The following is a 19,703-nucleotide window of genomic DNA, read 5'->3' on the forward strand; positions in this document are numbered from 1 at the left end:
GTTATTAAGGTGATAGAGAGGCGAATCATGACGATTAGATGTGTTTGCGCCCGAGCGAGTCACAAACACATCCTAAGCATTAACACTTAAAACGCACAAGAACCTGTTGCGTCGAAAGCTTGATTGTTGGAGTTGTCAGCATGTTCTGAAGCGGTGCTATTTGAAATTCTTTGGATCAGCGCAGCACTATGAACGGGGGCGCCAATGACCACTTTTAATTGGTCACTGAAGCTTAAAGCGTCTTCATTGATAACTAATTCATTGAATAATTTGAGTTTGTCTTGGCAGTTGAATGTGGATTGAGCTATCAGCTGGGCTAGCGATGCTTGCCAGAGTGATTGGTAGTAGAGCGGTCCTTCGTTGGCGATAGCATTGAAGCTATAAGGATAATCCTGTGTTTGTGGCCAGTCTTGGCCAAAGCTGGCATTAAACTCTGCACCGAGATCCGGATAGACTTGTGCACTTGAGTTTTGGTAAAAGTTGACTGCAACCTTAGCGCGAAAGACTTTAAGCTGCTTCGAATAAGCTTTAGCCAGTGTTTCACGCTCCTGTAAATAGGTGTGCTCAAACTGCGGAAAGAGTTGATGGCGCAGCACTTCAGCTAACCAGAGACTCGCCACAAAATAGCTATCTTGACTCTGTCCCATGGCATTGTTGAGGTAGAAATGGCTCGCTTTAGCAAGGGAAGTGACAGCCTCTGCGATAGACTCGGTTAATTGCTCAATGTCTTTGTAGTTACTCAGCTGTGGCTTGAGATCTAACGCCTGTTGTCCAAATTGCTGGCCGAGTACACTTTGACGCAATGTCTGCTGTTGACTACCTTGCTGTGGATTTGGGTTATACGCCACATAGATTTCACCTAACAATCTTTGCTGGTGGTAGACCCTGACGATATGTGGCCGATTGGGATCGGCAGGTATTTTATCGACCTTAGCGGTTTCTATGGTCTCAAACTGCAAACCAAACACTTGCAGATAAGTAAAGCTGCGACTCAAGACGTCAGAGGTTTGCCATGTCGGCACCTTGGCTGATGCTTGTTGTGACAGGGTTCGCCCAATATCCCAGGGAGCCACTTGCAGATCTTGGGTTTGGCTATCAAGAAAAGCTTTGACTAATTCAGGGGACGATAACTGCTGCGAACTAAGCACTAATGCGCTGTAATCGGTAAAGCCTGCAGCAGTGGCGGCTTGTTGGCGCTGCTCAGCAATTCGCTCTAACGCCGTTTGATTGGTTTCACTGGCTCTGGCTTGGTAGGCCTGCCATACATTTTGGCGACATACGGCGTTTTCCTGCGTCAGTAAGTAACTGGCGATAGTGCCAGAAAAGTCGCTCTGCTTTGAACTGTCGGGCTTCGGCTCGTCACTTTTATCCTCTTTTTTATGCAGATGTTGCTGCTGAGTCACTTCAGGTTGGCATTGGCTGCCATTGAAGGCAAGACTAAATTGTTGACTGCCTAACCCTTGGCCTATGCTGGCTTGTGCAGTATGTAATTTCGCTTTCTCCTCGGCGCTCCAATGTTGTTGTAGCAATTGTTTAAGCTGTTGGCTCAGTAGTATTTGTTCTGCATTGCCTTGGGCTAAGGCGTAGGCTAGTTGGCTCAATTCAGTTTGGCTGAGAAGTTGCGACAGGGTGTCGGCGAGGTGTAGCTGGCATTGCAGTAGACCCTCGCGTTCCTCACTTGGTAAGTTAAACCCACGGTAATAGTTGAGTCTGTCGTTGATATTATTAAGCCCTAACATCTGTTGCTCAAAAATAAGCGCGCGCTGGGCCAAGGCTAATTCAGACGCAGTTAAACGCGCATTGGCGAACACAGTCGCAAGATCAATACTTGGCAAACGCAGGCATTGTTCAACTAAAAGGGGAACAGGGCTTGGCGCCGCATAGGCGGCATTCGTAACATAAAGGCTCAAGCCAAACAGGCTAACCAGTAAAGTGGGTTTTAACATGGGTTATGTGTTCTGCATCTGTGATGGAATGAGTTAACTTTGACTTAGTATCCAATTGAGTTAGCTTCAAGTCATTGTTATGCATGAAACCCTGTTCTGTTCTGGATGTCAACGATAAGGGGGGGAGTCGCAAATGTATTGCTATTCAAGGAAGGAGTTACACTAAGCTGCTGAACACTTACATATTCCAGATTAACTAGATGAATGGTGATCTTTCGGCTTTTGATATCAGCCATTACCAACTCAAACCTTGAGGACGCAATGACTGATATTCGCTTACTTCAGACTGAAAAGGTTAGTTTAAATCCTGATTAGGCTGATTTTTCACCGCGATAATCGTGGCGCGTTTGGGCGCAGGATAACCTTCAACCGTTTTGGTGATGTCGTTAGGATCTAGGTATTCAACCAGTGATTCGTTGGGCATCCAGTCGGTACGGCGTTGCTCGGCAAGGGCTGTGACATCGGTATCGACACAACGGATATCAGTGAAATCACACTTTTTTAACCATAGCATGAGCGCGGCAACGGACGGAATGAACCATACATTATTCATTTTGCCATATCTATCTTGAGGCACGAGTACGGCATTTTCGTCGCCATCTATCACCAAGGTTTCTAGCACGAGCTCACCACCGGTGCGCAATTGATCACGCAGCTGTAACAAGTGATCGATAGGCGAACGTCTGTGATACAAAACACCCATGGAGAAAACCGTGTCAAATGCATCGAGCGGTGGCAGCTCTTCAATACCCAATGGTAACAGGTGTACAGGGTGATGTGTGCCCGCTAAACATTTGACGGCTTCAAACTGACATAAAAACAACGGTGAAGGGTCGATACCGACGACACGTTTGGCACCTGAGCCCAACATGCGCCACATGTGATAACCACTGCCGCAACCGACATCGAGCACAGTGCGGTTTTTCAGCGGCGAAATATGTTGCTTAACGCGGTCCCATTTCCAGTCACTGCGCCATTCGGTATCGATGTGGATGCCATGAATGTGGAAGGGGCCTTTACGCCATGGCATAAACAAACGCAGCAGGTTTTCAAGCTTCTCTTTTTCGCCTGGGCTAAGTTGCTCGCCGCTACCGACGGTCACGCTATCAACAAAATCCACTTGGTCGGGTGCTGGATAGTGCAGCTTGTTGAGCACTTTTTCCCACTTTGGCAGGTTGCCGTGTTTATGATCTCGTTGCCACTTGCCTAAAATGCTCGGCAGGGTTTCGAGCCAGTGCTGTAGATTCGAATCGGCGATTTGTTGGTAAAACGAGCTAAAGCTGATCACTTGATGGCCACCATAGAAGCAAAGTTAAAGCATTGGAACCAGAGACTAAAGTGACTAAAGCCTTGGCTGGTGAGTCGTTGTTGATGCGTGGTTAAGGTGTCGGGCTTCATGACATTTTCCAGCGCACTGCGTTTTTGGCTGATCTCAAGTTCACTGTAACCATTAGCGCGTTTAAAGTCTAAATGTTGCTCTTCCAATAGGGTTTGGATCGGGGCATCTTCGAAGCGAATTTTTTCTGATAGTACTAACATCCCGCCGGGATTCAGACCTTGATAAATCTTCGCTATCAGGGTTTCTCTGTCTTCTGGCGGTAAAAATTGCAAGGTAAAGTTGAGTACCACCAATGACGCATTTTGAATATCGATATCGCGAATATCACCGCAAACCAGATCGACATCCGTATCGCTGACATAGGCATTCAGGTTCTCTTGGCAGCGTGCGACCATAGATTCACTGTTATCTACAGCAATAATGCGACATTGGCGGCCTTGGATTTGGCGACGAATACTTAAGGTCGCGGCACCGAGTGAGCAACCCAAATCGTAAATTTGAGTATTTGGCATGACGAAACGATCTGCAAAATCGCCTATGGTATTGATAATTTGCGCATATCCAGGCACTGAGCGGCGGATCATGTCACTGAATACGCCTGCTACACGGTTATCAAACTGGAAATCGCTAATATGCTCGCTCGCTTGAGCGTAGATAGTGTCTTGAGAAACGTTCATCTGAGATTTTTCATGGGAATTCAACTGTGCATTTTAACGAATCAGAGCGATTAGCAGCAAGTCTCATGCTAGTAATTTGCGATAAATTTTTGTCTAATACTTAATAGATAACAAAATCGTTACATGTACATCAAGTACTAAGGGCTCAACTTGAAGTTTGTGATCCACTTAATTGTGATCTTGTGCAGCTGTTTTTTGAGTATAACGGGGCAGGCAAGTCCGTTGTCCTCTGAGCCATTAATCATCGTTATGGGTGAGGATAGCTTTCCCTATCAATATGTCGACAACGATGGCGAGCCGACTGGATTACTGGTTGATTTATGGAAAGAGTGGGCTAAACACAGCCATACCCAAGTGGTTTTTGTGGCGCGTCACTGGCACGAGTCCCTTGATCAACTGCGGCAAGGTAAGGCGCAAGTGCATATCGGCATGGGGAAAACCCCAGAGCGAGAGCAAGAATTTGATTTTGCAGTGCCCATTGCGGATGTGGGCACTTTTTTGTATTTGCATAAATCCCTGCAGGGCAAAAAATCCATCAAAGAACTGATCCCCTTTCAAATTGGTGTGGTAGCGGCTTCATCCCATGAAGCGGAATTACACCGTATCGAACCGCAGCTTGTGTTTAAACGCTACGAAAGTCGTGAGAAATTATTGGCAGGGGTCGCCGCGGGCGAGATCGTAGTCTTTGCGGGGTTAGAAGGCTATTTGAAAGATCCCGACTCATCCCAAGAGATTGCCGCAAACTTTCCCAATACTGCCCGCCTTCAAATTAAGGCGATGCAGTTTGTACCCGCAGTTCAAAAGGGCAATCTTGCATTAGTCGATAAGATCAATAAAGGTTTCACTGCGCTCGATGTGCACTTTATTCAGCAAACGGAGCGACGTTGGCTTGGCTATCAACGTCAACAAGCTGGGATTGTTATTTCGATGCAACTGGGCGCCGAGCCTTTTGTGGACTTAGGGGTCGATGGTTTACCCCATGGTTTGTATGTGGACATGTGGCAACTGTGGTCTGAGAAAACGGGTATTGCCGTTGATTTTATTTCTGGTGATATGAACTCCAGCGTGGACGATGTTCGTCGTGGTCTCGCCGATGCCCATATAGGTTATCCTGAAAGTGATGATGTTAAAACGGGCCTTACTCAGGCTTGGCATTTATATACAGTGAAGAGTCGACTCTTTCTCTATCAGCAACAGTTAACCGATTTAGACTGCTTAAAAGGTAAGCGTATTGGTGTGGTGCCGACAGCGCCTTATTTGGTGGATTTGCGTAAAGCATTACCCCAAGTGTCACTGCGTTATTACGACAGTATGGATGCCATGGTGGCGGGGGCGAGGTCTGGAGAAGTTGTCGGTTTTATCGCCGCGGGTGCATGGACATCCCATTATTTATTGCTCAATAAAGGCTGGTCTGACTTTAGCCAGTATCCTGATCTCGAATTTAGCACCAACATTTATGTGCTGACCCGTAGCGATGATGCTGGCCTTACACAGAGGATAGCCAATGGGTTTAACAGTATTAGCAATCAAGAATTTGCCGAGATTGAACATAAATGGATGCTCAATCCTAAAGATCATGTTTTTACCCAAGCTGAGCGTCATGTCAGCTTAAGCCCCGCTGAGCAGGCCTATGTGGAAAGCGTAGGCGAGCTCAAAGTCGGTTATCTAAAACAATGGCCACCGATGGAGTTTATGGATGAACAGGGTGAGTTTGCGGGGATCAATAGCGATATCGTCAAATTGCTCAAGGAACAACTCAAACTTAAGCTCACGCCCGTTGCCTTTGATGATTGGCATTCGTTAATCGAGGCGTTGCAAAAGGGCGAGGTGAGTTTAGCCGGCAGTGTCGCGCAAACGGCGGAGCGCCAGCAGCGTTTAGCGTTTAGTGAAGCCTATTGGCCATCGCCGTGGGCCTTAGTGTCGCAACTGGAACAAGTCTCGGTTTTTAATATTGCTCAGCTCGCAGGTCAAAGGGTGGCCGTGGTTGAGGGATATCATTTAGTGGCGCAATTGATGAGTCTGGAGCCTTCACTCAAGTTAGTCATAGTGCCAAATACGCAGGCCGGATTAGCGGCGGTGACGAATGGCAATGCGGATGTGTTTATCGATAAAGTGGTGACTTTAGCTTCTGAGCTTAAAACCAGCCACTATCCGACACTGAAAATGTCGCTGCTCAGTGATCTCGCTGATCAACACAGTCATATTGGTGTTTATCCTCAATTTGCGCCGCTGGTGCCGCTGATTAATAAAGCTTTGGCTTTGGTTGATGCTCAACATCAGCAAAAAATATATACGCGCTGGGTGTCATTTTCTGTGGCGACAGAGAGTGCTAAATATCTGCAATGGCTGCGTTATATCGTGTTTGGCGTGATAATCTTGTGCTTAGTGATGGTGGCGGTGTTATTAGTGAATCGCCGCTTAAATCGTGAGATCACCCAGCGATTGGTGGCAGAAAAACGTTTGTTGCATGTGGCTAATCATGATGCTTTAACTCAGTTGCCCAATCGTGCCTTACTTGATGACAGACTAACCCAAGCTTTGCTATCTCATCGCAGAGAACAGGCACATTTCGCTTTGTTATTCATCGATCTCGATGGTTTTAAACAAATCAATGACCAACACGGTCATCCTATTGGCGATGAATTACTGGTACTGGTCGCCCAAAAGTTAACCAAGGTTATCCGTGGATCAGATACCGTTGCGCGATTTGGCGGCGATGAGTTTGTTATCCTGCTAAATCGTGTGCAAGATCTCGATGCTGCAACCCAAGTTGCTGATAATATTCTACAGGCACTGTCGAGCCCTTTGCTTATTCAAGGCGTCAGTGTCAGCATAGCCGTCAGTATTGGCGTGGTGATTTACCCCCGCGATGGTGACACAGCGATAGGTTTGTTGAAAAAAGCCGATCAGCTTATGTACCAAGCAAAAAGTAGCGGTGGGCGTTGTTATCGCTCAGCTTGATGTTTTTTTGAACGCTCATGCTCAGATAGTGCGTTCGCCTCTAGTCAAGGGCGTAAAACTGTTTGATACTTCACCGCCTAAGAGTGAAGTACTTTGGTAATCGGTATTATTTGACTATAATGCCGCTTTTATCTCGTTTTGATTATTTCCAAAGCACCGGTTTCCGGATAAAGGATAGAGTTAGATGCGCAGTCATTATTGTGGAGACGTCAATAAGTCTCACGTTGGACAAGAAGTTACCTTGGTAGGTTGGGTTAATCGTAGCCGTGATTTGGGTGGCGTTGTCTTTTTAGATTTAAGAGACAGAGAAGGTCTCATCCAAGTGGTCTATGATCCAGACTTACCTGAGGTGTTCAATGTCGCCAGCACGCTGCGCGCCGAATTTTGCGTTCAGGTCAAAGGCTTAGTTCGTGCCCGTCCTGATAGCCAAGTCAATGGTCAAATGAAGACGGGTGAGATTGAAGTCTTAGGTCAAGCCTTGACGATTATCAACGCTGCCGATCCACTGCCATTGAGCATGGATAACTACCAGAACAACAGCGAAGAGCAACGTCTTAAGTATCGTTACTTAGATTTACGTCGCCCAGAGATGGCGCAGCGTTTAATGTTCCGCGCTAAAGTGACCAGTTCTGTGCGTCGTTTCCTCGATTCAAACGGTTTCTTAGACATAGAAACCCCGATCCTGACCAAGGCTACCCCAGAAGGTGCCCGCGATTATTTAGTACCAAGCCGTACTTATAAAGGTCAGTTCTTTGCCTTGCCACAATCACCACAGCTGTTTAAACAGCTGCTGATGATGTCAGGCTTTGATCGTTACTATCAAATTGTAAAATGCTTCCGTGATGAAGACTTACGTGCCGACCGTCAGCCAGAATTCACCCAAATCGATATCGAAACCTCATTTATGACGTCCGAGCAAGTGATGGCGAAGACCGAAGAGATGATGCGTGGTCTGTTCCTTGAAATGCTGAACGTCGATCTCGGCGAGTTCCCGCGCATGACTTACAACGAAGCGATGCGTCGTTTTGGTTCAGATAAGCCAGATTTACGTAACCCATTAGAGCTGGTGGACATTGCCGATTTACTCAAAGAAGTCGAATTTGCGGTATTCTCTGGTCCTGCGAACGATGAAGAAGGCCGTGTTGCTGCACTGCGTATTCCGGGCGGTGCTGCGCTGTCTCGTAAGCAAATCGATGATTACACTAAATTTGTTGGCATCTATGGTGCTAAAGGCTTAGCGTGGATGAAGATTAATGACCTAAGCCTTGGCTTAGAAGGCATTCAATCACCTGTGCTAAAATTCTTAAACGAAAGCATAGTCAATGAAATCGTGAGCCGCACTGGCGCGCAAACTGGTGACATAATCCTGTTTGGTGCAGATCAGGCGACTGTGGTTGCCGAATCTATGGGCGCACTGCGTCTTAAAGCGGGCGAAGATTTCAGCTTATTGCAAGGTGAATGGCGTCCACTGTGGGTAGTTGACTTCCCAATGTTTGAGAAAATCAACGGCAACTTCCACGCGGTTCACCATCCGTTCACCGCACCGCGTGGCGTCACGGCAGCTGAACTTGAAGCTAACCCAGCAAATCGCGTTTCTGATGCTTACGATATGGTATTAAACGGCTGCGAATTAGGCGGTGGTTCAGTGCGTATCCACAACCAAGAAATGCAGTCTGCGGTATTCCGTATTCTGGGTATTACTGACGATGAAGCTAAAGAGAAATTCGGCTTCCTGTTAGAAGCGCTGCGTTACGGCACACCACCACATGCAGGTTTAGCGTTTGGTTTAGACCGCATCATCATGCTGATGACGGGCGCAAGCTCAATCCGTGATGTGATGGCGTTCCCTAAAACCACCACTGCCGCTTGTCCGCTGACTAACGCGCCTGGTTTTGCCAATCCGCAGCAATTAGCTGAACTGGGTATTGCCGTGGTTGAGAAAGCTGTTAAAGCTGAAGACTGATCTTTTGTAAGAGGGCTTTGTAAGGCGACTTTTGTAAATCGACCTTATTCAAATCGACATTATGTAAATCGTTTTAGTGTAACTCGTTTTTGTGTAAGTCGATTTGGGTTAACCCTTGTCAGTTATTTTAAGTCGTACCGAAAACCGAGGCATGAGCCTCGGTTTGTTTTAGTGAACCGTCATTCCACTGCTTATCAATATCTGTTAGTTCAATCCTTTAAGTAAATAGCCGTTATTTAGTCTCATTCCACCTTCGGCTCTTGATAAGCTTTGTGATGGCACCTAGATGATACCTAAGTAGAGGAGACTTCCCATGGCAGGTCACAGTAAATGGGCCAACATTAAGCACCGTAAAGCGGCTCAAGATGCTAAACGCGGTAAACTCTTTACTAAATTCATTCGCGAGTTAACCGTTGCAGCCCGTGAAGGTGGCTCAGATCCCGACTCCAATCCACGATTACGTGTCGCCATCGATAAAGCCCTCGGTGGTAATATGACCCGAGACACGGTTGAGCGTGCGATTAAACGCGGCGCCGGTGAATTAGAAGGCCAGCAACTCGAAACCATTCTCTATGAAGGTTATGGCCCAGGCGGCACCGCTGTGATGGTTGAAACCATGACGGACAATCGTAATCGTACTGTGAGTGGTGTACGTAATGCGTTTAGTAAATCGGGCGGTAACTTAGGCACGGATGGGTCGGTTTCTTATCTGTTCACTAAGCGTGGGGTGTTATCCTATGCGCCGGGAACCGATGAAGATGCATTGATGGAAGCGGCGCTTGAAGCGGGCGCGGAAGATATTGTCAGCTATGATGGTGCTGTGGATGTGTTTACTGATCCCGTTGATTTCTATACGGTGAAAGAGGCGCTCGATAACGCCCATTTTGTGGCGGATAATGCCGAAATCGCGATGATAGCCTCGACGAAAGCTGAGCTTGATCTAGAAACCGCCGAAAAATTTATGCGCCTTATCGACACCCTTGAAGATCACGATGATGTGCAAGAGGTGTATCATAATGCGGAAATCTCCGATGATGTGATGGCAAGCCTAGGCTAGATTGACTGTGAGCTGAATTGGGGCGTCAATTGATGCCCATTTCAGCTCGCAAACGCTAACGTAGGAACAGGGACGCAAATGTAGATCCCAAATAAGGTATTGAATGGCAATTATTTTAGGTGTTGACCCAGGTTCACGGATCACAGGCTACGGCGTGATCCAATGTCAGGGACGGCATCAGATTTACCTCGGCAGTGGCTGTATTCGCACTTCGTCTGAAGAGCTTCCTGGTAGGCTAAAGCAAATTTTTGATGGGATCACTGAGATTATTCGTCAGTATCAACCGGACGAATTTGCGATTGAGCGCGTATTTATGGCAAAAAATGCCGATTCTGCGCTCAAGTTAGGCCAAGCACGCGGCGCGGCCATTGTTGCTGCCACAGTCGCCAATTTACCTGTGGCCGAATACAGTGCGACTCAAATTAAGAGCGCAGTCGTGGGTACGGGGCGAGCACAGAAAGCCCAAGTACAACACATGATCCAACAACTACTTAAATTACCCGCAGCCCCACAAGCTGACGCCGCAGATGCACTCGGAGTTGCTGTGTGTCATTATCACACCAGCCAGAGTTTAATTGCATTGAGTGGCCGGGCAACGGCAAGAACATACGGACGGTACAGATGATAGGTCGTTTACGGGGCGTGCTCGTTGAGAAACAAGCACCAGAAATTTTGATCGATGTTAACGGTGTTGGTTACGAGTTGCAGATGCCGCTTACTAGCTTTTATGAGCTGCCTGAAGTTAATCATGAAACTATGGTCTACACCCACTTTGTGGTGCGTGAAGATGCACAGCTTCTCTATGGTTTTATCACTAAGCAGGAAAGGGCGTTATTTCGCTTACTGATCAAGACCAATGGTGTCGGTCCCAAGCTTGCTTTGACCATTTTATCAGGCATGACAGCCGCAGAATTTGTGGGTTGCGTTGAGCGCGATGATATAGTGACCTTAGTGAAATTACCCGGTGTTGGCAAGAAGACCGCCGAGCGGTTACTGGTAGAAATGCGCGATAAGCTCAAGAGCTTGATGGAAGCCTCCGCAGGCTCAGAGCGTGAGTTCGTGCTGCAATCCAATTACTCACCCACACCGACAGTCAATAGCGCCGAAGAAGATGCTATTTCAGCTTTAATTTCGCTGGGTTATAAACCACCGCAGGCGAGCAAATCGGTTTCTGCAGCCTACAAAGAGGGCATGGATTCAGAAACCCTGATCAAAGCCGCCCTTAAATCGATGCTTTAATTGAACAATGATGATAATTAAGATGAAAGCTGCGATAAGGAATAACAATGATTGAGGCAGACAGACTCATCCAGCCGCAGATCCAAGCTCAAGATGAATCCATCGACAGGGCAATGCGCCCTAAAATGCTCGATGAATACACGGGTCAAGATGACACTCGGGCACAGCTTAAGGTGTTTATTCAAGCGGCAAAGAATCGTAATGAAGCCTTAGATCATATGTTGATTTACGGTCCGCCGGGATTGGGTAAAACCACCTTAGCCATGATTGTTGCGAACGAGATGGGGGTGAACATTAAATCCACCTCGGGGCCTGTGCTGGAAAAAGCGGGCGATCTCGCCGCACTTTTGACCAATCTCGAATCCGGTGATGTGTTATTCATCGATGAAATCCACCGATTAAGCCCAGTGGTAGAAGAGATTTTGTATCCAGCGATGGAAGATTACCAGCTGGATATCATGATAGGTGAAGGGCCAGCGGCACGTTCTATCAAGCTTGATTTACCGCCGTTTACTCTAGTGGGCGCGACAACACGGGCAGGGGCTTTGACTTCACCACTTCGGGCGCGTTTTGGGATCCCGCTACGGCTTGAATTCTATAACATCAAAGATTTAAGCACCATAGTCACGCGTTCGGCGCAGGTGATGGAACTGGATATTGATGCTGAAGGTGCATTTGAAATCGCACGCCGTTCACGTGGTACACCACGGATAGCTAACCGACTGCTTCGCCGCGTGCGGGATTACGCGCAGGTGAAGCATGATGGCGCTGTCACTAAGTTTGTTGCTGACCATGCACTAGACTTGCTGGATGTCGATAATGAAGGTTTTGATTACATGGATCGCAAGTTACTACTCGCCATTATCGATAAGTTTATGGGTGGCCCAGTTGGACTCGATAACTTAGCAGCAGCCATAGGCGAAGAACGCGAAACCATTGAAGATGTGCTAGAGCCCTTTTTGATCCAGCAAGGTTTTATCCAACGCACGCCCCGCGGCCGTATTGCAACCGCACGGGCATATCAACATTTCGAATTGATCAAACCCGAGTAATCATCATTTTGATGATACAGACTCTAAGAGGCGACCTAAGTGGTCGCTTTTTTTATAAAGAAAATTTGTCCTTGAATGTGGTCCGTATGAGATGTAAGTCATTTATTTAAGAATAAGAAATAGGGAGTGTTTAGAGGGATTGGAAGCTAATACTTATATTTAAAATTAATATGCAAGATCAGTAACAAATAGTCATTTCAAAGACGTGTAGAATTATTTGTACCTTAATTGTTAAACCATAATTTTAGACGTTGTTAAAATGCATAATTAGCACAATTGATACATAGTGTATCTCTGTTTTAATGCAATTTATCTATGTTTATCGGTATTTTAGCGCTTTGGCTATCGGTGGATATTGCTAGATATGCAGATTTAACAATAGTTAATCAATACACTGTTCTTCTAGATAACTTTAATAAGGATTAAAAAGTGTGATCCGCATCACATTTTTTAATGTGCAAAATGTTGCATTCATGTTTCTTATTAACAGTCTTAAAATCTGCTTAATATCCACATCTTGGTGATTAACTCTGTGTAAGTGTGGTAAATAAGGGTATTAAAAAATAGCATTCAAATTAATTAACCAAATAAATCACAATAATTAACAATTTGTTTTTGTTGGTTAAAATTTTGAGCATTGACGGAGTTAAAGTGAATCCTCAGTATCAGGTGCAACACTAGTACAGCAATAGCTGTACAAGCTGTAAGCATAAAAATAATAGTAAGATCTAGGGAGCATTCATACATGATCAAAAGAACTAAAGTAGCGTCAGCTATTAACTTAGCTATCGTTGCATCTATCACTACTGGTGCATTTGTTACGTCAAGCGCATTTGCTGCTGAAGAAAAAGCAAAAGTTGAACGTATTGAAGTGACAGGTTCACGCATTCAACGCCAAGATATGGAAACAGCATCTCCTGTGACCGTTATTGATGCTGCTGCGATTAAAGCGGAAGGTTTTACTTCTGTTGACCAAATGCTGCAAGTACAGACTTCGATGGCGGGTGCGGCAATTGGTTCAACAACAAACAACGGTGCAGACGGTGTTGCACAAGTTGATTTACGTGGCATGGGTTCACAACGTACGCTTGTGTTATTAAACGGTCGCCGCATGGTGAACTCTGGTTCCGGTGCTAACAGCTCTGTGGATTTGAACTCTATTCCAGTCGCTATGATTGCACGTGTTGAAATTCTGAAAGACGGCGCTTCAGCTGTTTACGGTTCTGATGCGATTGCTGGTGTAGTGAATATTATCACTAAGAAAGACTTTGAAGGTTTCCAGCTCGATTTTAACGGTAGTGGCACTGACAAGGGTGACGGTAAAAATGGCGACGTAAGTGCACTATACGGTTTCAATACCGATGGTGGTAATTACACCTTTGGTGCTGCTTTTTCTGACCGTCGTGGCGTGATCCAAGGTGACCGTGATTGGACTGAACCTGGTGCAAGTTCATTTATCCCTGAAGGTACTTTAGGCGGCAAGATTAAAGATGCCAATGGCAACTGGGTAGACCGTTCATACGGTTATGATTTTACCCAAGATAGTTACTATCAAACACCAAGTGAACGTCGTAGTTTATTTGCTAACATGACTCAAGAGTTAGGTAATGATGTTGTGTTAACTGCAGATGCTATTTATACCAACCGTCGTTCTAACCAGCAAATGGCTGCTCAACCCGCTGATCTTATGCTAAATGTTTGTGGCGCGGCGGGCGTTCCAGCCGGAGCTCCATGTGTAACGCTTGATAGCGGCATGATCGCAGCAGGTATTAAAGCCGATGATAAGGGTTTAGTTAACTATCGTCGCCGGACTAACGATGTAGGTCCTCGTATTTATACTCAGGATACTGATACTTGGCGTTTATCAGGTGGCTTAGCGGGCACCTTAGATGTTCATACTGGTATGAACTGGGATGTAACCTACACCTATGGTAAAAACCAAGCTAAAACTGCAGTAGATAATTCTATCAATGCATCAGATATGCTTGATTCGATCTATGCAAATCCTAATGCATGGTTTAGTGGCACCCCATTAACACAGCAAATGATTAACGAAATCGGTTATTCAGAGCAAGCAAATGGTGGTAATGAGCAACAAACACTTTCTGCTGGTTTAAATGGCGAATTGTTTGATTTAAAAGCAGGTGCCGTTGGCTTTGCGATTGGTGCAGAATATCGTCGTGAAAGTGGTTTTTATAATCCTGATCCTGTAGTTGTTGCTGGTGAAAGTACTGCTGCTCAACAAGACCCGACTGATGGTAACTATAACGTTATTTCTATTTTCCAAGAAGTAAGTGTGCCTTTCACTGAGAAATTAACGGGTGAATTTGCGCTACGTTTAGACGATTACTCTACTTTCGGTAAAGCAACGACGTGGAAGATTGGCTTAACTTATGCAGCAACGGATGAGTTAATGGTTCGTGGTGTAGCGGCTACTGGTTTCCGTGCTCCAAGTGTTGCTGAATTGTATGGTGGTAACTCAGGTTCGTTTGATTATTTAGATGATCCATGGGGCAATGCTCAAGATCCACAAATTTTAGTAAATCGTACATCAGATCCAGATTTAAAACCTGAAGAATCAGAGTCTTATACGGCTGGTTTAGTGTATTCGCCAAGCTATCTTGATGGTATGTCTGTGACTTTGGATTACTGGAGTTTCAAAGTTGATAACGCGATTGCGCGTATGGACACTCAAGCAGGTCTAGATGCATGTCATAGATTCCAAGTAGATGGCGATGCAACAGGTGCAGCATCTTGTGAAATTTTCAATATCGGCGCTAATGGCGATTTAGATAATTTAACGAATGCTTTAACTAACGTGGGTACACAAGACACGAGTGGTGTAGATTTCAACTTAGCCTACAGCTTTGAGCTTATTGGTTTAGATTGGAAACTAAACAATGACACAACTTACTTAGTTAACTTCGAGCAGGATGGTGAAAGCTATACTGGTACTATTGATGGTAACTTTGGTGCTTATGCTCGAGTTCGTAACAACTTTAGCTTGTCAGCAGGTCAAGATGATTGGAGTGTTATGTACTTCAATCGTTATATCGGCGGAATGACAGATCTAGCTCAAGGTACTGATGTAGACTCAATTTTGTACCATAACATTTCTGGTACTTATCATATTAATGATATGACGACTGTCAGTTTAGGCGTTAAGAATTTCACTGATGAAAAACCAGTTACTGTTTCTAACGGTAGCGATGGTGGTACAGTTCCACAAGTATATGACACAGTCGGCCGCGTTATTTACGGTGGTGTAACTGTTAAATTCTAAGCTAAGTTCAGACTCTTAGTTTCTAAAAAGCGCCTTAGGGCGCTTTTTTATTGGGAGCTTACGAGATGATTTTAGAGTCGCTAATCATCCGTTGATTGGTTGTTAATATCGTATTTTGTTCACAGTTTTCAACATCACACTTCTTAACTAATGTAATAGCGCTAGAGTCGTCCCGATTCGCATGGTAATATAAATGATATAGATTCTCGTTTGGGCTTTAAGGATGAGTAAAATACTCTTGGTCGATGATGATCCATTGTTTAGCGTGTGGTTAGCTGATGCCTTATGTACACAAGGGCATGAGGTTAAGTGTGCGGTTAATGGCATTGAGGGTCTGGCATGCATTGACAGTTTTGCTCCAGACATCATAGTGCTTGATTTAGTGATGCCACAGATGAATGGATTTGAGTTGCTAAAAGCGCGTGAATGTTCAACGCCGGTACTGATGATCTCAGCACGTGATAATGAAGATGATCGCATCACTGGTTATGAATTGGGGGCAGATGATTTTCTGAGTAAGCCGTTTAGCATAAAAGAGATTTTTGTCCGCTTACGAGCCTTAGAGCGGCGTCTCTGTGCCGGTCACTCTCACTCGCCGCAAATGGCGACTGTGGCGGCTAAAGTGATTAACTTCGATGAAATGAGTTATAGGATCACTATTGGCACCCGCTATGTCGATTTGACCCAAACCGAGTTTAAATTATTTAAATATCTTTTTGAAAGAAAAGGCCAAGTCATCACTAAGCAAGAGTTGCAGCGCTCAGTGCTACAGAAAGATTTGGGCCGATTTGACCGTAATCTGGACATGCACATTAGTAACACTCGCCGAAAGTTAGCTAACATCAGTTTGCCGCGTAACTTGATTAATACAGTACGAGGCCAAGGTTATAGTTTTATGGTCTAATATCTTCATTAACTTATAGTGAAAGGCTTATTTTTTGTGGATTTTAGGCGTGTTAACTGGTTAATTAAAGGCCGATTGCAAGTGTCTTGACTGAATTTAATGGCTTTCGTTTTCCCCTTGGGATGTTTTGGTTTATTCTATCGGCCATATAATAAAATGTGCCGTGTGCTATCTGTCGCACGCCATTAAATTGCCCTTAGTTTTAACAACCTATTAGGAATCATTATGCGGATCAGTGCCAACTTTGATGGCGGAAATATCCAAGTCGTCAATCTTGATAATAAAGACGATATTCAACTTGCTATCCGCCCTGATGCGGGTGGTGAGTTTTATCAATGGTTCAATTTTCGATTTGAAGGTGAAGTGGGTAACCATTACACCTTGAATATTATCAATGCGGGAACCGCTTCTTATACCAAGGGATGGGAAGATTATCAGGCGGTGGCCAGTTATGATCGCCAGCATTGGTTCCGTATTCCGACTCAATATCAAGACGGTAAACTGAGCATTAGCATAGAGTTAGATTGCGATGCCATTCAAATCGCTTACTTTGCACCCTACAGCTATGAGCGTCATTTAGATTTACTCAGCGGCGCCCAGTTACACCCAGATGTCAATTTAGAGCATTTAGGCCTGACCTTAGATGGCCGCGATATTACTCTGATGAAAGTAGGGAATGGCGATCCTTCTAAACGCAATATTTGGATCACCGCCAGACAACATCCGGGTGAAACGATGGCTGAATGGTTAGTTGAAGGCCTAGTGAATCGTTTACTCGATAATGACTGTCCCACGGCAAAGGCACTGCTTGATAAGGCCAATTTTTATATAGTGCCCAACATGAATCCCGATGGCAGTGTCAGAGGCCATCTGCGCACCAACGCGATTGGGATTAATCTTAACCGCGAGTGGCAAACACCGAGTTTAGAAAAAAGCCCTGAGGTATATCACGTCGTCAACAAGATGCAGCAAACGGGTGTTGACCTGTTTTATGATGTGCATGGTGATGAAGGCTTACCTTATGTGTTTCTAGCGGGTTGTGAAGGCGTCCCCGCTTACAATGATAAACTGGCGCAGCTGCAAGCGGACTTTAGTCAAGCATTGACCTTAGCCAGTGCCGATTTTCAAACTCAGTATGGGTATGATAAAGATGAGCCCGGTCAAGCGAATCTGACCGTAGCGTCTAATTGGGTTGCCCAGACCTTCAAGTGTTTATCAAATACCCTTGAGATGCCGTTTAAAGACAATAACAATCTGGCCGATCCTTTTGTGGGTTGGTCACCAGAACGCAGTATTTATTTAGGTGAAGCATCGCTAATTGCCATGCTCGCCGTTGTTGATAAGTTACGTTAGGGCGAGGCTGATATGGCATTAATTGAATGTCCGGTGTGTCGTAAACGTATGTCGAGCAAAGCGTCTTCATGCCCCCATTGCCAAGCAAAAACCGATGGCGACAATGAGTCCTTATCGCGCATTAGTCATATTCAAAAGTCCAGCAGCTTAATGAATCAGAGTTTCGTTGCTATGACCTTGTTCATTGCTGGTGTGGTGATTTGGTTTTGGGGTGGGGAACCCGCCGAAGGTATGCGTGCGAATATCGCCGGAATATGCTTTGTGTTTGGTTTTGTAGGTTATCTCATTACACGAGTCAGAATCGTGTTACATAAGCGGAAAAGTGTATGACGGATATCAATCAAGTGATCGATCAAATGCCTATTGAAGTCTATGAAAGGCTTCGCAGTGCTGCTGAGTTGGGTAAGTGGGAGGATGGCACTGTGTTGAGTGAGACTCAGCGTGAATCGACTCTGCAGGTGGTGATGTTGTATCAAGCGCGTAAGCTTGAGCAAACAGAGCATTTCACTATTGCATCTGACGGTAAAATAAATGAGCTGTCTAAGGCCGAGCTGAAAAAGCAATTCCGTGGTGAGCCAATTGCTGGGTTTAAAGCACAGGATTTATAATTTCTGACTGTCCACGCAGATCGGCTTGTAAGGTGTGCTTTATTAGGAATTCGGCGTAAGTCTGAGGTTGGCAAGGGGAATTAGCATTTTATCTTTTGTTAGTGATATCAATGCTAATATTGATTTGATATCAAATAACTTCAATGCAAATCTTGATCTGCAAAAGTCTTAAAATAAACACTCATTTAGTGTTTTTAAGTCTGAGCTAAAATCTAGTCTGAGTTTAAATCAAAAAAGCCCATCAAATATGGGCTTTTTTGTTGCTAGCGTTTGAGGGCAACAAACAGATTAGAAGACACTATCTTTAATCTATGCTCAGTTCACCGACTAGATTTTGCAACATGGCCGCTTTTATCTCAGCTGGTTGCAAATTTTTAGATAGCAAATAATGCAGTTTTGCTAAGGCCGCTTCTATGGTCATATCGGCGCCACTGATCACGCCTGCTTTGGCTAATGCATTGCCTGTGGCGTAGCCGCCCATATTCACCTTACCTTGGAAACATTGGGTTAGATTCACCAGCACTATGCCACGTTCATCTGCTTGCCTTAAGGTTTTGAGTAAGGCGGCATCCTGCGGTGCGTTACCCACACCAAATGTCAGCAGTATGAGGGCTTTAACTGGCTGTTGCAGAATGTTCTCAAAAATCTGTGTCGATATCCCAGGATACAAGGTCACCACACCGACAGGTTGTGGGCTGATATGAGCGACTTCTAATGGGGTATCGTTGGCTACCGTGATTTTGCCTGCGCGTAGATTGATTTTGATCCCCGCCTCAAGCAGTAGTGGGAAGTTGGGTGAGGCGAAAGCATCGAAACCGTCGGCATGGGCCTTAGTCGAGCGATTGCCCCTAAAGAGTTTGTTATTGAAGAATAAACACACTTCAGCGACTGGATAATTCGCCGCTATATAGAGTGAGTTCAATAAATTGGTTTGGCCGTCTGAGCGTAGCTGGGCGAGGGGAATTTGCGAGCCCGTCACTATCACAGGTTTTGACAAGCCTTGCAGCATAAATGACAGTGCCGAAGCCGTGTACGCCATGGTATCTGTGCCGTGAAGGATCACAAAGCCATCGTACTTATCGTAATTGGCTTGTATATCGTCGGCGATCATCTGCCAATCGGTTGGTGCCATATTGGAAGAGTCGATAAGCGGGCAGTATTCGTGGATGACGAATGCCGGCATTTCTTCATGGTAAAACTCAGGCATAGATTGTACGCACTGAGTTAGGAATCCCGCGACGGGGACAAAGCCGTTATCGGTCTTTTGCATACCGATGGTGCCGCCAGTATAGGCAACATAAATGGAGCGTTTAGTCATTCT

At 45.4% G+C, this 19,703-nt stretch carries 15 protein-coding genes; 11 read left to right on the forward strand and 4 right to left on the reverse strand.

All coding sequences use genetic code 11. The features are described from left to right. Positions 1-86: 86 nt before the first annotated feature. The 3 genes from L5M51_RS06780 to cmoA all read right to left on the reverse strand — a co-directional run bounded on the left by L5M51_RS06780 (position 87) and on the right by cmoA (position 3,962). Positions 87-1,946 carry a M3 family metallopeptidase gene (locus L5M51_RS06780; protein WP_263172058.1) on the reverse strand — a complete coding sequence of 620 codons (1,860 nt, stop codon included), beginning with the start codon at positions 1,944-1,946 and terminating at the stop codon, positions 87-89. A gap of 295 nt (positions 1,947-2,241) precedes the next feature. After that, positions 2,242-3,234 (reverse strand): tRNA 5-methoxyuridine(34)/uridine 5-oxyacetic acid(34) synthase CmoB, encoded by a 993-nt coding sequence (cmoB, locus tag L5M51_RS06785; RefSeq protein WP_263172060.1) that lies wholly within the window; start codon positions 3,232-3,234, stop codon positions 2,242-2,244. Next, entirely contained in the window at positions 3,231-3,962 is a 732-nt protein-coding gene (gene cmoA / locus L5M51_RS06790; protein ID WP_263161336.1) for a carboxy-S-adenosyl-L-methionine synthase CmoA, read from the reverse strand. The genes cmoB and cmoA overlap by 4 nt, the downstream gene beginning before the upstream one ends. Positions 3,963-4,112: 150 nt before the next feature. Between cmoA and L5M51_RS06795 the strand changes: the two genes are divergently transcribed. From L5M51_RS06795 to L5M51_RS06845, 11 genes are all read left to right on the forward strand, one after another. Continuing rightward, on the forward strand, positions 4,113-6,923 hold the full coding sequence (locus tag L5M51_RS06795) for a transporter substrate-binding domain-containing protein (protein ID WP_263172062.1): 2,811 nt from the start codon (positions 4,113-4,115) through the stop codon (positions 6,921-6,923). Between the two features lie 184 nt (positions 6,924-7,107). Further along, on the forward strand, positions 7,108-8,886 hold the full coding sequence (gene aspS / locus L5M51_RS06800; RefSeq protein ID WP_212600979.1) for an aspartate--tRNA ligase: 1,779 nt from the start codon (positions 7,108-7,110) through the stop codon (positions 8,884-8,886). Between the two features lie 313 nt (positions 8,887-9,199). Beyond that, positions 9,200-9,943, forward strand: a complete 744-nt coding sequence (locus tag L5M51_RS06805) for a YebC/PmpR family DNA-binding transcriptional regulator (protein WP_263148142.1) — start codon at positions 9,200-9,202, stop codon at positions 9,941-9,943. A 103-nt stretch (positions 9,944-10,046) separates the two neighbouring features. Then, positions 10,047-10,568, forward strand: coding sequence for a crossover junction endodeoxyribonuclease RuvC (gene ruvC / locus L5M51_RS06810; protein WP_006081743.1), 522 nt, complete (start codon positions 10,047-10,049; stop codon positions 10,566-10,568). Further along, positions 10,565-11,182 carry a Holliday junction branch migration protein RuvA gene (gene ruvA / locus L5M51_RS06815; protein WP_263148144.1) on the forward strand — a complete coding sequence of 206 codons (618 nt, stop codon included), beginning with the start codon at positions 10,565-10,567 and terminating at the stop codon, positions 11,180-11,182. The genes ruvC and ruvA overlap by 4 nt, the downstream gene beginning before the upstream one ends. A 47-nt stretch (positions 11,183-11,229) precedes the next feature. Further along, positions 11,230-12,234, forward strand: a complete 1,005-nt coding sequence (ruvB, locus tag L5M51_RS06820; RefSeq protein WP_028759854.1) for a Holliday junction branch migration DNA helicase RuvB — start codon at positions 11,230-11,232, stop codon at positions 12,232-12,234. A 745-nt stretch (positions 12,235-12,979) separates the two neighbouring features. Next, entirely contained in the window at positions 12,980-15,517 is a 2,538-nt protein-coding gene (locus tag L5M51_RS06825) for a TonB-dependent receptor plug domain-containing protein (RefSeq protein ID WP_028759855.1), read from the forward strand. Between the two features lie 223 nt (positions 15,518-15,740). Further along, the gene (locus L5M51_RS06830; protein WP_105252565.1) at positions 15,741-16,421 is read left to right on the forward strand and encodes a response regulator transcription factor; all 681 of its coding nucleotides are present in this window, start codon (positions 15,741-15,743) and stop codon (positions 16,419-16,421) included. Between the two features lie 225 nt (positions 16,422-16,646). After that, complete coding sequence (locus L5M51_RS06835) at positions 16,647-17,774, forward strand: M14-type cytosolic carboxypeptidase (protein WP_105252564.1); 1,128 nt, start codon at positions 16,647-16,649, stop codon at positions 17,772-17,774. 12 nt (positions 17,775-17,786) lie between these two features. Continuing rightward, complete coding sequence (locus tag L5M51_RS06840) at positions 17,787-18,104, forward strand: zinc ribbon domain-containing protein (RefSeq protein ID WP_105252563.1); 318 nt, start codon at positions 17,787-17,789, stop codon at positions 18,102-18,104. Beyond that, positions 18,101-18,382, forward strand: a complete 282-nt coding sequence (locus L5M51_RS06845; RefSeq protein ID WP_028759859.1) for a YeaC family protein — start codon at positions 18,101-18,103, stop codon at positions 18,380-18,382. Before L5M51_RS06840 ends, L5M51_RS06845 begins: the two co-directional genes overlap by 4 nt. A 304-nt stretch (positions 18,383-18,686) precedes the next feature. Here L5M51_RS06845 and ansA read toward each other — a convergent pair whose 3' ends face one another. Next, on the reverse strand, positions 18,687-19,700 hold the full coding sequence (ansA, locus tag L5M51_RS06850; protein WP_173496876.1) for an asparaginase: 1,014 nt from the start codon (positions 19,698-19,700) through the stop codon (positions 18,687-18,689). Between the last annotated feature and the right edge of the window lie 3 nt (positions 19,701-19,703).

Origin of the sequence: Shewanella sp. SM73 (assembly GCF_025653795.1) — a bacterium.
In the GTDB taxonomy this organism is placed as follows: Bacteria; Pseudomonadota; Gammaproteobacteria; order Enterobacterales; family Shewanellaceae; genus Shewanella; species Shewanella oncorhynchi.

Excerpts from the sequence above, each read along its gene's own strand:
- ruvC (WP_006081743.1), top strand. The coding sequence starts at position 10,047 with ATGGCAATTATTTTAGGTGTTGACCCAGGTTCACGGATCACAGGCTAC.
- L5M51_RS06825 (WP_028759855.1), top strand. The coding sequence starts at position 12,980 with ATGATCAAAAGAACTAAAGTAGCGTCAGCTATTAACTTAGCTATCGTT.
- cmoA (WP_263161336.1), bottom strand. The coding sequence starts at position 3,962 with ATGAACGTTTCTCAAGACACTATCTACGCTCAAGCGAGCGAGCATATT.
- L5M51_RS06780 (WP_263172058.1), bottom strand. The coding sequence starts at position 1,946 with ATGTTAAAACCCACTTTACTGGTTAGCCTGTTTGGCTTGAGCCTTTAT.
- L5M51_RS06805 (WP_263148142.1), top strand. The coding sequence starts at position 9,200 with ATGGCAGGTCACAGTAAATGGGCCAACATTAAGCACCGTAAAGCGGCT.
- L5M51_RS06835 (WP_105252564.1), top strand. The coding sequence starts at position 16,647 with ATGCGGATCAGTGCCAACTTTGATGGCGGAAATATCCAAGTCGTCAAT.
- ansA (WP_173496876.1), bottom strand. The coding sequence starts at position 19,700 with ATGACTAAACGCTCCATTTATGTTGCCTATACTGGCGGCACCATCGGT.
- L5M51_RS06845 (WP_028759859.1), top strand. The coding sequence starts at position 18,101 with ATGACGGATATCAATCAAGTGATCGATCAAATGCCTATTGAAGTCTAT.
- L5M51_RS06830 (WP_105252565.1), top strand. The coding sequence starts at position 15,741 with ATGAGTAAAATACTCTTGGTCGATGATGATCCATTGTTTAGCGTGTGG.
- ruvA (WP_263148144.1), top strand. The coding sequence starts at position 10,565 with ATGATAGGTCGTTTACGGGGCGTGCTCGTTGAGAAACAAGCACCAGAA.
- aspS (WP_212600979.1), top strand. The coding sequence starts at position 7,108 with ATGCGCAGTCATTATTGTGGAGACGTCAATAAGTCTCACGTTGGACAA.
- ruvB (WP_028759854.1), top strand. The coding sequence starts at position 11,230 with ATGATTGAGGCAGACAGACTCATCCAGCCGCAGATCCAAGCTCAAGAT.
- L5M51_RS06840 (WP_105252563.1), top strand. The coding sequence starts at position 17,787 with ATGGCATTAATTGAATGTCCGGTGTGTCGTAAACGTATGTCGAGCAAA.